Raw genomic sequence first — 14,378 nt, forward strand, 5'->3', positions numbered from 1 at the left:
GCGTCAGTGCCGCGCGCAGGCCATGAGCAGGTTCCCGTCCGGGTCGCGGAACTGCAGGATCGAGACGGTGCCGATGTCCTGGACGTCGCCCACGACCTCGACGTCGAGGGCGTCGAGATGTGCCCGCACCGCTTCGAGGTCCTCGACCCACCAGAAGAACCGGGGCGGGCCGTCGGCGGTGAAGTCGGGCCGGTTCGCGTCGAGCGCCAGGCCGACCTCGCCGACGGCGGGCAGGTCGTGGATCGTGCCCTCGTGTGTCGGCTCGCCCGGCGGCAGGCCGAGCAGCCGGCTGTACCAGGCGATCGCCGCGGGCATGTCACGGACGGGGACGAAGACCTGACCGACGCGGTTGGTCAGCGGGGACGCGCCGGCCGACGGCGCCGCTCCAGTGGGCATGGCGCCGACGGTAGCGGCGCCCGCCGACACGGGGCAGTGGCTCGGTCGGTGGCTCAGCCCGCGTCGACCGGCACGACCCACAGCTCGCCGACGTGCGCCTCGAGCAGCTCGCGCGCGTCGTCGTCCAGGCCGTCGTCCGTGACCAGGTGCTCCACCTCGTGCAGGTCGACGATCGTCGTGAGGCCGACGACGCCCCACTTGGTGTGGTCGGCCAGCACGACGGCGTCCTGCCCGGAGGCCAGCAGCGCGCGGTCCGTCTCCGCCTCGAGCAGGTTGGGCGTCGTGAGCCCCGCGTGCAGGTCCACGCCGTGCACGCCGAGGAACGCGACGTCGAGGTGCAGGTGCTCCAGCGACCGCACCGCCACCGGGCCCACGAGCGCGTCGGACGGCGTGCGGACCCCGCCCGTGAGCACCACGGACTGCGTGTACGGCTCGTCGGCGCGGTCGGGACGGCGGAACACCTCCGCCACCGGCAGCGAGTTGGTCACCACGGTGAGGTCGGGGACGGCGCGCAGCTCCTGCGCGAGGACCCACGCCGTCGTGCCGCCCGAGAGGCCCACAGCCATGCCCGGCTCCACGAGCTGCGCGGCCCGGCCGGCGATGGCTCGCTTGGCCCCGACCTGCTGCTGCACCCGCGACGCGAACCCGTGCTCCTGCACCGCGCCGGCGTCCCCGCGCGTCGTCGCGCCGCCGCGCACCCGGTCGAGCTCGCCCGCGTCCGCGAGCGCCTCGATGTCCCGGCGCACCGTCATCGCGCTGACGCCCAGCTCCTGCGCCAGCTCGGTGACGCTCGCGGCGCCCCGACGGCGCACCTCGGCCACGATCCGCGACCTGCGTTCTGCGACGAGCACCCGCTCCCCTTTCGATCCGCGGCACAGTCTGTCACGCAGCCTGCCGCCCGGATGCCCGGACCTGACGAGCCTGGAGATCCCGTGACCCTGCCCGCCCCCTACGACGCCTGGTTCCCCGACAGCCCCATCGACGGCACGTACGGGTACGACCGGGACGGCCTGCTCGCCGTGCCGCCCGCCGCCGAGCCCGAGGGGTTCGCCGACCTGTGGCGGTCGTGGCACGCCGCCGCGCGCGCCGTGCCGGCCGACGTCGTGGCGGAGCCGCTGGGGCGGCAGGGCGCGCACGACGTGTCGGTCGTGACGTTCACCGCCGACGGCGGGCTGCGGCTGCGCGCGTGGCTCGCCCTGCCCGTGGACGCGCCCGTCCGCGTCGGGATCGTGCATGGCCACGGGTACGGCGGCCGTGAGGCGCCGTCGTTCGAGCGGGTGCCGCGCGACGCGGCGGTGATCTTCCCCGTGGCGCGCGGGCTGGGGGCGCTCAACGCCGGGCTGGGCGCCCCGGACGTGAGCAGCGCGCACGTGCTCGCCGGGATCGAGCGCGTGGAGACGTACGTGCTGGGCCGCTGCGCGGTCGACCTGTGGCACGCCGCGACCGCGCTGCAGGAGGCGCTCGCCGGGGTGGCGGGGGTGCCCGCGGGCCTGCCGCTGTACTACGTGGGCACCAGCTTCGGCGGCGGCGTCGGCGCCCTGGCCGTGCCGTGGGACGACCGGTTCGTGGGCGCCACGCTCGAGGTGCCGAGCTTCGGCCAGTACGACGAGCGCCTGGCCGTGCCCTGCACCGGCAGCGGCGAGGCGCAGCGCGCGCACGTGGCCGCGCACCCCGAGGCCCGCGACGTCCTCGCCCTCACCGACGCGTCCGTGGCGGCCACGTACCTGCGCGTGCCCACGCGCGTCGAGTGCGCCCTGTGGGACACCCACGTGCCGCCGCCCGGCCAGTTCGGCGTCGCCGCCGGGGTCCGGGTTGCCGAGCTGGCCGGGGCCGGGGCCGAGCTGGAGCTGGCGATGCACGCCGCCGGGCACGCGGAGTACCCCGGCCAGGCGCGCGAGATGGCGGCGGCGTTCGCGGCCACGCGCGAGCACGTCGCGCGGTCGGTCAGCCGCGTCGACGGATGACCGCCGCGCCGGTCACCCGCTGGGCGAACTCTAGGTCGCCCACGCGGGCGACGCCGTCCGTGCGCAGCACGCTGTCCAGGAGGATGCCGTCGGGGTCGTCCACGGACTCCTTGCGGCCCTTCGGCTCCACCCGCAGCTGCAGCCCGGCGCCGGTGAGCGCGCCGGCGAACCGGCCCGCCCGCACGCGCCACGCGCCGCTGTGGAAGTCGTCGGCCACGAGCAGCCCGGTGCCGGCGTCGAAGACCCGGCACAGGTCGCCCGTGTAGTCGACGTCGACCCACAGGTCCGCCCACTCCCCCGGCCCTGTCGCCCGCAGCACGACGCGGCTGGGCGAGATCTCGTCCGTCACCACCGCCTCGGCGCGCAGCGACGGCGCGGGCAGCGGGACGCGCAGGCGGGCGTCGCCGTCGGCCGACACCACCCGCACCTCCGCCGCCGCGGCCTCGGTCTCGCCGAGCGGCCGCAGCCGCCACACGGTGACGGTGCCGCCGTCCGGACCGTCGCCGTCGAGCGTGAAGTCGTCCGCCGAGGTGACGAGCCGCTTCGCGGCGCCGGAGCCCCTGACCTGGCTGTGCTCCGCCTCGGCCCACGTGAGCGTCACGACGCGCACCGTGCCGCCGGGTCCCCGCACCAGGAGGGGCTCGTCGGCCCCCGCCCGGACGACCACGCTCGTGCCGTCGGGCTCGGCCCGCACCGCGTCGCCCGTCGGCGCCACCACCTCGGCGCCTGCCGCGAGCACGTACTCGGCCTCGGCGCCGACGGCCGCGAACACCACCACCGGCGCGTCGGGCGTGCCGAGGCGGACCACCGGCTGCGCGGTGGCGGAGAGCAGGGTGACGCCGGCGCCGAGGTCGAGCCCGACCGGCAGCGCGACGTTCGCCCCCGACCGGACGGCGAGCCGCGTGCGGCGTGGCACCTCGATCTCGCCGTCGGACCGCCGCACCGTGAGCCGCACGTCCTCGCGCGCCGACATCGGGGTGTTGTTGCCGTAGTTGGCGAGGAAGACGAACCCGCGGCCGTCGCCGCCGCGCAGGACGGCGCGCAGGCGGTCCTCGTCGGGGTCGGTCACGGGGTCGTCCGCGGCGACCACGGGCAGCCCCGCGAGGTCGGTCCCGAACTCGCGCACCAGGTGGTTGAGGGGCGCGAGGGCGTAGAACGACTCGCGCCGCTCGCCGAACTCGCTGACGGGCGCCCAGAAGTCGTAGGAACGCTGCGTGAACGTCGTCTCCTTCGGCGTCCAGCCGAAGCCGTCGCCGCGCACCGGGTTGGTGCCCCCGTGGAAGAGGTAGTACCCGAGGAAGATCGACTCCGTGCCGCCGATCGCGGTCGCGGCCGTCGTCACCGTCATGTCGGCAGGGGTGCGCGAGCGGTACGCGGCACGGTGCGGCGACCCGGTGCCGAGCTCGCAGAAGGCGACGGGGTACCGGCCCCGGTACGGGTAGTCGCCCGGCACGAAGGTGGTCAGCCGGGCGTTCGGGCCGGAGCGCGGGTGCAGGTCCAGGTACGCGCCGTAAGTGGGCAGGAACTCGCCTTCGGGCACCTCGCCCGCCGTCCGCCACCCGGTCATGGAGAAGTAGGGCGGGGTGATGCCCGACTCCACGGCGATGCGGCGCAGCGCCGACATGTGCTCCGTGAACTCCTCGCCCGTGGGCCCGCGGTGCTCCGAGGCGGTGTAGCCGAACAGGGTGCCCCAGTCGTTCGGGGCGTGCGACAGCTCGTTCTCCAGCTGCACCACGAGGATGTGCCCGCCGTCGTCGAAGTACATCCCCTCGAGCTCGCGGGACAGGGCCTCGAAGTAGCGCCGCACGAGCGCGAGGTATCCCGGGTCGTTCGACCGCTCCACGACGCCCATCCCGAACAGCCACGGCGGCAGGCCGCCCACCAGGTACTCGGAGTTGGTGAACGGCCCGATGCGCGGGAAGAACAGCATGCCGAGGTCCGCACAGATCTGCGCGAACCGCCGGACGTCGTTCGGCCCGGTGAAGTCGAACCGCCCCGGCTCGGGCTCGACCAAGCCCCAGAACACGTACGAGCTCACGGCCGTGCAGCCGGCGTCGCGCAGCGCCCGCACCGCGTCCTCCCACTCCGCCTCGGGGTAGCGCTGCGGCAACAGCTCGCCCGAGACGACAGGGAACGGCTCGCCGTCGAGCGTGAGGAACCACGGGTTGACGTCGAGCCGCCGGCCCTGCGGGTCGGTGCCGCCGCCGCGGATCGGGCGGCCCTCGAGCGGCAGCAGGGCGGAGCGCGCGTCGAGCGCGATGCCCGTCGGGGCGTTCCTCACGGGATCGGGGCGCACGGGAGCGTCGGAGGAGGTCATGTCTCGCTCTCTTCGGTCGGTACGGGGGGTCAGGCGGTGCGGGCGACCCGGAACGTCGTGCGCACGGCGGCCTGGGCCGCGCTCGGGAGGGTGAGGTCGAGCAGGTGGATCGGCGCACGCAGCCCGTGGGCGACGTCGAGCACGCCCGTCGCGGCGCGGGCCCCGGCCGGCAGCTCGACGTCCAGCCGGACGCGGTCGCCCACCACCGCGGCGCGGCCGTCGCCGAGGAGGCGGAACGGCAGGAGGCCGACGAGGCGCAGCACGACCGGCAGCGGCCGGGCGGCGGTGAAGGCGTCGTCGACGTCGAGCCGCCCGTCGGCGTAGGTCCAGGTGCGGGTGAGGCTCCGCAGGTCGGGGTGGTCGTACGCGGCCGCGTACTCGATCGAGAACCGCGCCCGGCCGGGCGCGTCGGGGGCACGGGCGACGTCGAGCACCCGCGCCGCGGCGTCGGCCGACCAGCCGTGCTGGCGCACGCCGTCCACGAGCGGCACGGAGTGGCCGTGCGAGCCCGTCGCCGGGTTCTCGTACCGCCGGTCGGAGAAGTAGTCGCGGTCGTAGACGCCGACGCCCGGGTCGGCGAGCAGGATCTCGCCGTCCGCCGCCAGGACGAAGCTGCCGACGTCGTTGTGGTTGTGGAGCTCGTCGTTGTGCCCGCCGCGGGCGGCCAGGCCGACGTCGCGCCCGTCCTCGCGGTCGCGCACCGCGAGCCACTGCGCGTGCGCGAGGTACGTCGAGGCGGACCGCTCGGGGACGGACGCGTCGTCGGGCCGGAGGGTGCCCCACACCAGGCTGCGGGACGCGAGCACCCAGCGGCCGTACCGCTGGTCGCCCGGCTCCGGCAGGTCGGGACCCGCCGGCACCTCCACCCCGGGCACCCGCGCGGCGAGCAGCGCGAGCAGGCCGCGGTCCAGGCGCGCCCGGGGGCGGGTGTCCGCGAACGACGCGACGACGTCGCCCGTGAGGCGCACCTGCTGGGGGAACCGCGCGACACGGGCGGGGCGGCCCGCCGCGTCGTCCCACAGGTCGACGGCGCCGCCCGAGCGCTCGCGCAGCGCCTCGGCGGCGGCGGCGAAGTAGCCGAAGCCGTAGTGCCAGTAGTCGACCCCCTCGGCGCACACCCCGTCCTCGTCGAAGCCGTCGAGGTAGGTGTCGAGCGCGGCGAGCGCGCGGGCCACGAGCCGGTCGCGGTCGCCGCCGTCCACGCCGCCCGCGCCGCCCGCGCCGTCCTCCAGGAGGGGCAGGCCCGCGAGGAGCAGGGAACCCGCGCAGACGGCGGCCCAGTTGGTGGGTGCCCGCTCCCACCAGTGGTCGCGTGCCAGGAACGGCTCGAGCACCCGACGCCGCGCCTCCGCCCGGGCCCGGTGGATGACCAGGGCCGGCAGCCGGTCCGCGAGCAGGCCCGTGATCTCGACGAGCGCCGCCGCCGTCTCCGCCGCGCACAGGTCGACCTGCTCGTCGTGCGGCAGCGGCGGCTGCGGATCGAGCAGCCCGTCGACGTTCGCGGGGTGCGCCCACTGGTACTCGTCGCAGATCGCCCAGACGACGTCGGCGAGCGGCCCGACGTCGCGGGCCGGGTCGAGCAGCGCCGCGAGCGCGAGGTCGGCCAGCCGGTTCCGCCGGGCCCGGAACGCCGCCTCGAAGGCCGTGCGGTCGCCGGTGCGCCCGAACTCGGCGTACGCGCCGAACGACGCCGGCGGGACGGGCTCGCGCTCGTGGGCGTCCGCGCGCGCCAGGATCTCGGCCGCGGCGTCCGCCGTCGCCGCACGGGTGCGGACGTCCTGCCACCGCTCCGGGTCGTCGAGGCCGGCCCCCGCGCCCGCCCAGGCGGGCGCGGGGTGGGTCGGCGCGGTCATCGGACGCGCGTGCTCTCGCGCACGACGAGCTCGGGCTCCAGCACGACCTGCCGCGGCTCCGGGGACGGCTCCTCCAGGAGCTCCACCGCCGTGCGGGCGAACTCCGCCCGGGGCTGGCGGATCGAGCTCAGCGGCACGACCGCCGCCGCGGCGAACTCGATGTCGTCGTACCCGATCACCGCGATCTCGTCGGGGACCCGCACCCGGCCCTCCACGACCAGCGTCTGCAGCAGCCCGAACGCCAGCCGGTCGTTCATCGCGAACACGCCGTCGGGCCGGTCGGCCGGCGGGCGGATGAGGATTCGCTCGCCGATCATGCGGCCGGCGTCGACGGAGCGGTCGGACACGTCCACCGTCTCGATCGTCACGCCCTCGCGGTCGGCGACGGCGCGACGCGCCCCCGCGAGCCGGTCGTCCGCCTGGCGCAGCCCCGTGGGGCCGCCGACGAACATCAGTCGGCGGCACCCGCGGGAGATGAGGTGCGCGGCGGCGGTGTACCCACCCTGGACGTCGTCGATCGACACGGACGCGTTGAGGTCGGGACGCACCTGCTTGTCGACGACGACGACGGGGATCTCGCGCCGGTGCAGGCGCTCCAGCTGACGCTCCACGTCGCCGATCGGGGAGACGAGGACGCCGTGCACGCGCTGCTGCTCGAACAGCTCGAGGTAGCCGCGCTCGCGCTCGTTGCTCCCGTCGCTGTTGGCCAGCAGCACCGACAGCCCGCGGCTCGCGGCGTAGCCCTCCACCCGGCGGGCGAGGTCCACGAAGAAGGGGTTGCCGACGTCGAACGCGAGGAGCCCGATCGTGGTGCTGTTCCCGGCCCGCAGCTGCCGTGCGGCGTCGTTCCGCACGTACCCGAGCTCCTCGATCGCCGCGGCGATCCGCTGCCCGGTGAGCGGTGCGACCCGGTGCGGCGTGTTGAGGAACTTCGAGACGGTGGCCGGCGACACGCTCGCGCGCACCGCCACCTGTTGCATCGTCGTCGTCATTCTTCTCCTCCGGCGCCGGGGGCCGACGTCTCGTCGGGCCCGGAGCCCTCGTCCAGGTAGACCCAGCCGATCGCACCGTGCCAGGTGTTGGTCAGCGGGCCGATCCGGTAGTTCCAACGGTAGGACGGCTGGACCATGATGCGGTCGATCGTGCCCGACCAACCGGGGATCGCGGACATATCGACCTCGTAGTCGTGGAAGTCGGCGCCCGGCACGAGCGGGACGGCGACGCCGCGGCGGCCCGGCTCGTTGCCCGGCGGGGTCCCGGTGCCGGGCCGGTCGAACTTCGGGTCGTCCGTGGTGGCGAACAGGACGTACGCGACCTGCCGGTTGTCGGGGTTCGACATCCGCACGTGCACGGTGTCCACCGTGTCCGCGTCGACGCCGAGCCCGTCCGGCGACACCAGCGCCGGCTCGTAGCCGGTCGACGCGGTGACGGTGCCGCGCGAGACCGTGACGGGCTCGTAGCCTTCGTCGGCGGGCACCTGGGAGACCTCCGGCGCCGAGAAGGTCCGGAAGTTCAGGGCGCGCAGCCCCGAGGCCTCCGGCCCGTGCCACGACCCGCCGGCGTCGACGCTGTAGAACTCCGTGCCCTCGAGGTAGTTCCCCTGATCGTTGTAGCCGATGCCGTACGTCCCGGCGTCCGGCGTCGTGTGCGGGTTCGAGATCTCGAAGGAGTACGTCGCCTCCGGGTCCAGCCCGGTCAGGCCGGGGTAGACGCTGACGTAGCCGCCCTCCGCCGTCACCTGGTCGGCCGGGACCGTGCCCTCGAACAGCTCCTCGCCGTCGGGGCCGGAGACGCTGAGGCGCAGGCACCCCTGCGGGTCGTCCCTCTTCGTCACCCACACGTCGAGCTGAGCCAGCGTGCCCGTGCGGACCTGGAAGGTCTGGCGGCGCTGGAAGTTCCAGGCGACGTCCGACACCTTGGAGAAGGTGCTCTTCGTGTTGTCGACGTCGATCACCGTGTCCTCGGCGGGCACGCCCGCGCTCGGGCAGGAGATGTCCGGGTTGATCGTCCAGCCCTCACCGGAGTCGGTGAAGTCCCAGCGCGGCCCCGCGGTGTCCGTCACCTCGACCGACCCGACGGTTACGGTGCCCTCGCCGGCGTCGAGGTCGACGCGCAGCTGGTCGATCGACGCGAGGTCGACGTCGTCGATCGGGACCACGACGTCGGTGAACCCCTGCGCCAGGCCCTTCACCTCGTGCCCGTTGACCTGGAACTCGACCGCGTGGGCGTCGTCGAACTCGCCGACGGCGTCGCGCAGGCGCAGCGTGCCCGTGGTGGCGTCGCTGGCGTTCCACAGCTGGAGGCGCACCACGTCGGCCGGCTCGAGCCCGAGCCCGTCCGGGGACGTCAGCGAGAGCCCGTCGGCCGAGTTCGGCGCGCTGAGCGCTCCGGCCGTCACCGTGGCCTCGGTGGACGACGTCCACCCCTGCGCGTCGCCGGCGGTGGAGAAGCGCCACTCGCCGGGGCCGTCGGCGGACGCGGCGCCCACGTAGGACACGGCCGGGGTCCAGCTCACGGCAGGCCCGCCCGCCGGGACCTCGAACCGCACGACCTGGCCCGCGCTGACCTCGACGTCGTCCGCCGTCAGCACGGCCCCGAGCTCGTCGACCGTCGCCTCCGCGACGATCTCGCCGTCGACCGTGACCCGCACCGGCGCGGTCCCGGAGGTGGCGATCGGGTACCCGCGCACCGCGACGACGCCGTCGCGCGGGGCGGTCCAGGCGAGCGCGACGTCCGCGGCGCTGCCCGGCGTGAGCGCGAACCGCGTCGCGGACCCGGAGGCCGAGTCGCCGCCCTTCGCGAGGGACCGCCAGGCGCCCGCGACCTTCCGCTCCTGGGTCCACGCGCTGCCGTCGGCGCCGAGGTCCGCGGCGGAGTGGCTGATCCAGTCCTCCTCGAGCTGGAGGTTGTTCTCGCTCGTGATCGCGGACGTCGTGCCGCCGAGGTGTGCGGTGAGGAAGCCGTTCGGCTCGGACGCGAGGTTGTCCGAGACGAGCGCCTCGGGCGCCGGGCCGCTGCCCACCTGCGAGATCGACCCGCCCCCGGGATACGGGATGTAGCTGTGGTACCCGTTCCGCACGAAGGTGTTCGCGCGGATCTCGTTGTCGGTCGAGTAGTCGTTCGCGCCGTGGATGGCGAGGTACTCGATGCCGCCGCCGTAGTTGTCCGCGAAGTAGTTCCCCGCGATGACCACGTGGTGGGTGCGCGCCTCGTGGTCGATGGCGACCATGTCCGGGTTCTGCGTGTTCGGTGTGTTGACGAACATGTTGTTCGCCACCACCACGTCCCGGACGCTGCCCAGGTAGAGCGCCGCCGTGCCGTAGTTCGTGCGGCAGCCGGCGGACCCGTCGAGGACCGAGTCCCGGACCATGACGTCCGACGCCTGGGAGATCGCGAGGCTGTCCGGGCAGCCCGCGTCGATCTGCGAGGGCACGTCGTCGGGCGGCGGGTTGTTGTTGTCGTCGTCCTTCTGCCGGATGCCGTCGACCAGCACGTGCCGGAACACGCGGTTCGCGGTCGTCTCGACCGTGCCGCCGCCACTCGCGTCGGTCACGCTGCCCTGGTGGGAGAACGTGATGCCGTGCGCGTTGTGCGTGGTGTCGATGTCCCGCAGCGTGACGCCGTCGATCACGGTGTCGGCGATCTTCACGGCGCCGGTGCTGCGCACGAAGATCCCCACGACACGGCTGTCGTGCACGTTCAGGCGCTCGACCGTCAGGCCCTCGTGCCCGATCGACGAGTAGTCGAACCGCACCCCGTACTGGAACACCCCGCGGCCGGTCTTCTCGTCCTTCTGGCCGATGTCGAGGTCGCTCACCACGGTGTGGTTCGCGTTCCGCACCACCGCCGCCGTGTTGGTCCCGTTGGCGACGAGCCGCGGCCTGTCGCCCTCGCCGTACGCGCCGATCCGGGCGGGGTTGCCGGCCTCGCCGTGCGGCGCGTCGACGACGAGCTGCTCGTCGAACGACGCCCCGCGGGCGAGCAGCAGCCGGTCGCCGGGGCCGAGCTCGAGCCCCTTCACCGGGCCGAAGCCGCACCACGGCGCGGCCGGGTCGGTACCCGGCCCGGTGTCGGAGCAGGCCGCGGGGTCGCGGCCGTCCACGTAGTAGGTCGTGCCGTCCTGGGCCTGGGCCGGGGCGACGGCGAAGGCGCCCCAGGTCACGAGGGTCAGGGTGGCGGTGGTCGCGGCCAACAGCCGTCGTGGTCGTTCACGCATGGTCGAGGTCCTCATCGTCGAGTGTCGTCGTGCGTCGTGCGTCCGATCGGTGCGGCTACTTCTGCGTCGCCCAGTCCTCCGTCCAGCCGGACTTCTCCGCGGTCTCCTGGGCCCACGTGGTCCACTCGCCCTCGAGCGAGGCGAGCTGCTCGTCGAGGGTCTTCGACCCGAGGAGGTACCCCTCGAGCAGGTTCTTCCCCGCGCTGGCGGCCGACCGTCCGGTGAGGTTGATCCGGCGCTTCTCCGCCCACTCGCCGGCCATGAGGTCCTCGAGGCCGGGGGCGGGCTCCGCGTCCACGGTCGAGGGGATGCCACCGCTGGCGGCGAGCCAGTCCTGGCTGCCCTCAGGGCTCGTCGCGAACTGCAGGAACTTGACGGCGGCGTCCAGCTCCTCGTCGCTGGTGGTCGACGGGATCATGTAGCTGGTGCCGCCGGCGGCCGCGCCGAATCGCGCCGGGGCGTCCGTGGACAGCGGCGTCGTGTCCTTCGTGACGGTCGGGAAGCCGAAGCTCGACCAGTCCCAGCTCACGTCCCCGAGGGCGTCCGTCGCGAAGTTCGTGCCCCACGCCATCGCCGCGTCACCGGCGAGGAACTCGTCGGCGCCGACGAACGACGCCGAGGACGCGATGCCGGACCAGTTGGGGGTCGCGCAGGCGTCGTAGACCTTCTTGGTCAGCTCCACCGCCTCGGCCACCTCAGGGGTCTTCTCGGCGTCGAGCTCGCCCGTGAGGATCGCGCGCGCCTGGCTCTTCTGCGAGACGGACCCGGAGGTGCCCGGGGTCCCGTCGGTGGCGAACACGTCCCAGTCGTCCGCGTACTTGTCGAGCAGCATCGCGTAGATGCTCTCGCTGATCCACCCGGCGCCCAGCGAGCCGTTGTCCATCGCCATCGGGGTGTAGCCGGCGTCGGAGAGCTTGCCGCACGCCGTGATGAGCTCGTCGAAGGTGGCCGGCGGCTCCTCGACGCCGGCCTTCGCGAACGCGTCCTCGTTGTAGAAGACGCCGGCGATGACGAGGTTGAGCGGCACCGACTCGAAGTCGCCCGCGCCGTTGCGCTGCGCGTCGCCGAAGTAGTTCTCGTCGAAGATGTCCAGCCAGCGCTCGTTGCCCTCGACGTACGGGTTGGGCTTGTCGAGGTAGTCGGTCAGCGGCGTGATCTGGTCCGGGGTGTGGGAGGTCTGCGCGAAGATCAGGTCCGGCGCGGTGCCCGCGGCGAGCTGCGTGGAGAGCGTGTCGCCGAAGCTGGCGAGCGGCAGCACGGTGGTCTCGACGTGGATGTCGGGCTCGGCCTTCTCGAACCGGGCGACCAGGTCCTCCCAGGGCTCGCCGAACGAGTCGGCCTGGTTGTTCCACTGGTTCGGGCCGGCCAGCGTGATGGTCACCGCGGCGTCGCTGTCGCCGTTGCCGCCGCCGGAGCAGGCGGCGACGAGGCCGAGGCACGCGGCGGTCGCCGCGGTGATCGCCCAGGGGCGCGAGTGTCGGTTGGGCATGACGTCTCCTTCGACGTGCTGGATGGTTGAGATAAAGCGGATCTGGCCAGGAGCGGCGGTCTGCCCGGCGTCCTGGTCGCGGTCAGTGGGAGCCGGGGATGCCGCCCTGGACCCCGGCGAGGAAGTACTTGGAGAAGAAGACGAACAGCAGCAGCAGCGGCAGGCTCGCGATGAGATACCCGGCGAACAGGGGCCCGAACTCCGTGCCCGACTGCCCCTGGAAGAACAGCAGCCCGACCGACATCGTGCGCAGGTCGTTCTCGCTGATCGTCAGCAGCGGCCAGAAGAAGTCGTTCCACACGCCCTGCACGTTCACCAGCGCGACGGTGCCGATCACCGGCAGCGACAGCGGCATCATGATCGAGCGGAAGATCCGCAGGTGGGAGGCACCGTCGATCTGCGCCGCGTCGAAGATGGTCTGCGGGATCCCCGCGATGAACGTGCGCATGATGATCGTGCCCAGCACCGCACCGGTGGCGATGTGCGGGATGATCAGCACCCAGTACGTGTTCAGCAGGTCCAGGTCCCGCATCATCACGAACAATGGGATGAGGCTCGCGATCGACGGCACCATCATCAGCGCGGCGATGAGCGCGAACAGCGCGTTGCGGCCCGGGAACTCGAACCGCGCGAACACGAACGCCGCCAGCAGCGACACGGCCACGATCCCGACCACCGACGCCGCCGCCACGATCACCGACGCCATCAGGTACGGCTGCACCTGCGCCCACGCCGTGGCGTAGTTCTCCCAGTGGAACGGCAGCACCGGAGCCCAGAAGTTCTCGTGGTACTGCTGGTTGTCCTTCAGCGACGTCACGAGCATGAACACGTACGGCGCGAGGCTCGCGGCGACCAGCAGCACCAGCCCGGTGTGCACCCCGACCTGCGATCGAGGGCGACGCAGCGGCGCCGCGGCGACGGTCGGTGCGCCCACGGGCGCGGCAACAGAAGTCATGTCAGGTCCTCTCAGACCGGTCGTCAGGCCGCAGCCCGGTTGCGGCGCCGCGCGAACACGACGAAGCAGCTGAGCACGAGGGTGATGGCGAACAGGGTGGTCGACAGGGCAGCGGCGTAGCCCCAGTCCTGCCCCTGGTACGCGACGTTGAGGATCCGCAGGATCGGCACGACCGTCGCATCATCAGGCCCGCCACCCGTCACCACGTACGCCGTGAACCCGTACTGCAACGTCCCCACGATCGCGAGGAAGAACAGGATCTTGATCTGCCCCGCCATCAGCGGCAGGTCGATCCGCCACACGCGCGCGATCCGCCCGACGCCGTCGAGCTCGGCGGCCTCGAGCACCTCGGTCGGGATGTTCTGCAGCGTGGAGTAGAAGATGAGGAACGGCAGCCCCGCGATGAACGGGAAACCCACGAACAGCAGGGCGAGCATGGCCGTGTCCGGGTCGCCCACCCAGTTGTGCGCCAGCGCCCCGAGCCCCAGCTGCTCCAGCAGCACGTTGATGACGCCGTTGTTCGGGTGGTAGAAGAACTGCCACACCAGCGCCGTCACCATGCCCGGGAACGCCATCGGCACGATGAGCAACGTCCGGTACGCGAACGCCGCGCGCTTGCTGCGCAAGCTCACCAACAGCTCGGCCGCGGTCAACGGGATGACCCACGTCACGACACCGAAGACGAAGATGATCCCCAGGTTGCGGAACGAGTCCCACCAGATCTGGTCGTCGAGCATCGTCGCGAAGTTCTGCCAGCCCAGGAACTCCGACGCGGCAGCCGGCTTCCAGTCGAAGAACGAGTGCACGATCCCGTTGACCGCCGGGTAGTACTGGAACGCCCCGAGCATCAGGAAGACGGGCACGAGCGCCAGGTACGCACCCAGAGGGATCCGTCGACGACGCTGCCGGACGGGCGCCGCGGGCGCAGGCGGAGGCACCGTGGCCTCGGCCGGCGCCGGCCGTTCCTTGATCGCGGGCATCCATCCTCCTCGATGATGCGGGGACCCATCCACCGTGGATAAATCCATTCACCGGATCATGCAGGCGGCGCCGACGGCCTGTCAACCCCGTCCGACGATCGGGATACGCCGAGAGCGCCTGAGGCGCCCGGTTCATGCGAAAACTCGCCGCCCGACCACGGCAGTCCTGATGACTTGCTTCGAGGTGGCACGGAGTGAAACCATTTAC

At 73.2% G+C, this 14,378-nt stretch carries 10 protein-coding genes; 1 reads left to right on the forward strand and 9 read right to left on the reverse strand.

Annotated features, from left to right (window positions below; translation table 11 throughout):
- Positions 1 to 3: 3 nt before the first annotated feature.
- Both ACQP60_RS15535 and ACQP60_RS15540 read right to left on the reverse strand, forming a co-directional pair.
- On the reverse strand, positions 4 to 396 hold the full coding sequence (locus tag ACQP60_RS15535) for a VOC family protein (RefSeq protein ID WP_429734409.1): 393 nt from the start codon (positions 394 to 396) through the stop codon (positions 4 to 6).
- Positions 397 to 449: 53 nt separating this feature from the next.
- Positions 450 to 1,247, reverse strand: coding sequence for a DeoR/GlpR family DNA-binding transcription regulator (locus ACQP60_RS15540; RefSeq protein WP_429734411.1), 798 nt, complete (start codon positions 1,245 to 1,247; stop codon positions 450 to 452).
- Positions 1,248 to 1,328: 81 nt separating this feature from the next.
- On the opposite strand from ACQP60_RS15540, the gene ACQP60_RS15545 reads away from it, so the two are divergent.
- Positions 1,329 to 2,360: an acetylxylan esterase gene (locus tag ACQP60_RS15545; protein WP_429734413.1), complete on the forward strand. Its 1,032-nt coding sequence runs from the start codon at positions 1,329 to 1,331 to the stop codon at positions 2,358 to 2,360.
- Here the strand turns inward: ACQP60_RS15545 and ACQP60_RS15550 are convergent.
- The 7 genes from ACQP60_RS15550 to ACQP60_RS15580 all read right to left on the reverse strand — a co-directional run bounded on the left by ACQP60_RS15550 (position 2,341) and on the right by ACQP60_RS15580 (position 14,170).
- Positions 2,341 to 4,677, reverse strand: a complete 2,337-nt coding sequence (locus ACQP60_RS15550; RefSeq protein ID WP_429734415.1) for a beta-galactosidase — start codon at positions 4,675 to 4,677, stop codon at positions 2,341 to 2,343. The genes ACQP60_RS15545 and ACQP60_RS15550 overlap by 20 nt on opposite strands.
- Before the next feature lie 29 nt (positions 4,678 to 4,706).
- Positions 4,707 to 6,530: a heparinase II/III domain-containing protein gene (locus ACQP60_RS15555; RefSeq protein ID WP_429734417.1), complete on the reverse strand. Its 1,824-nt coding sequence runs from the start codon at positions 6,528 to 6,530 to the stop codon at positions 4,707 to 4,709.
- Positions 6,527 to 7,522 carry a LacI family DNA-binding transcriptional regulator gene (locus ACQP60_RS15560; RefSeq protein WP_429734419.1) on the reverse strand — a complete coding sequence of 332 codons (996 nt, stop codon included), beginning with the start codon at positions 7,520 to 7,522 and terminating at the stop codon, positions 6,527 to 6,529. The genes ACQP60_RS15555 and ACQP60_RS15560 overlap by 4 nt, the downstream gene beginning before the upstream one ends.
- A complete protein-coding gene (locus tag ACQP60_RS15565) occupies positions 7,519 to 10,746 on the reverse strand; it encodes a right-handed parallel beta-helix repeat-containing protein (protein WP_429734421.1) in 3,228 nt (1,075 codons plus the stop codon). The genes ACQP60_RS15560 and ACQP60_RS15565 overlap by 4 nt, the downstream gene beginning before the upstream one ends.
- Positions 10,747 to 10,801: 55 nt before the next feature.
- Complete coding sequence (locus ACQP60_RS15570; protein ID WP_429734423.1) at positions 10,802 to 12,235, reverse strand: ABC transporter substrate-binding protein; 1,434 nt, start codon at positions 12,233 to 12,235, stop codon at positions 10,802 to 10,804.
- A gap of 82 nt (positions 12,236 to 12,317) precedes the next feature.
- The gene (locus tag ACQP60_RS15575) at positions 12,318 to 13,190 is read right to left on the reverse strand and encodes a carbohydrate ABC transporter permease (RefSeq protein WP_429734425.1); all 873 of its coding nucleotides are present in this window, start codon (positions 13,188 to 13,190) and stop codon (positions 12,318 to 12,320) included.
- Positions 13,191 to 13,213: 23 nt separating this feature from the next.
- Positions 13,214 to 14,170 carry a carbohydrate ABC transporter permease gene (locus ACQP60_RS15580; protein ID WP_429734427.1) on the reverse strand — a complete coding sequence of 319 codons (957 nt, stop codon included), beginning with the start codon at positions 14,168 to 14,170 and terminating at the stop codon, positions 13,214 to 13,216.
- Between the last annotated feature and the right edge of the window lie 208 nt (positions 14,171 to 14,378).

Source organism: Isoptericola variabilis (assembly GCF_050311655.1).
Classification (GTDB): Bacteria; Actinomycetota; Actinomycetes; order Actinomycetales; family Cellulomonadaceae; genus Isoptericola; species Isoptericola variabilis.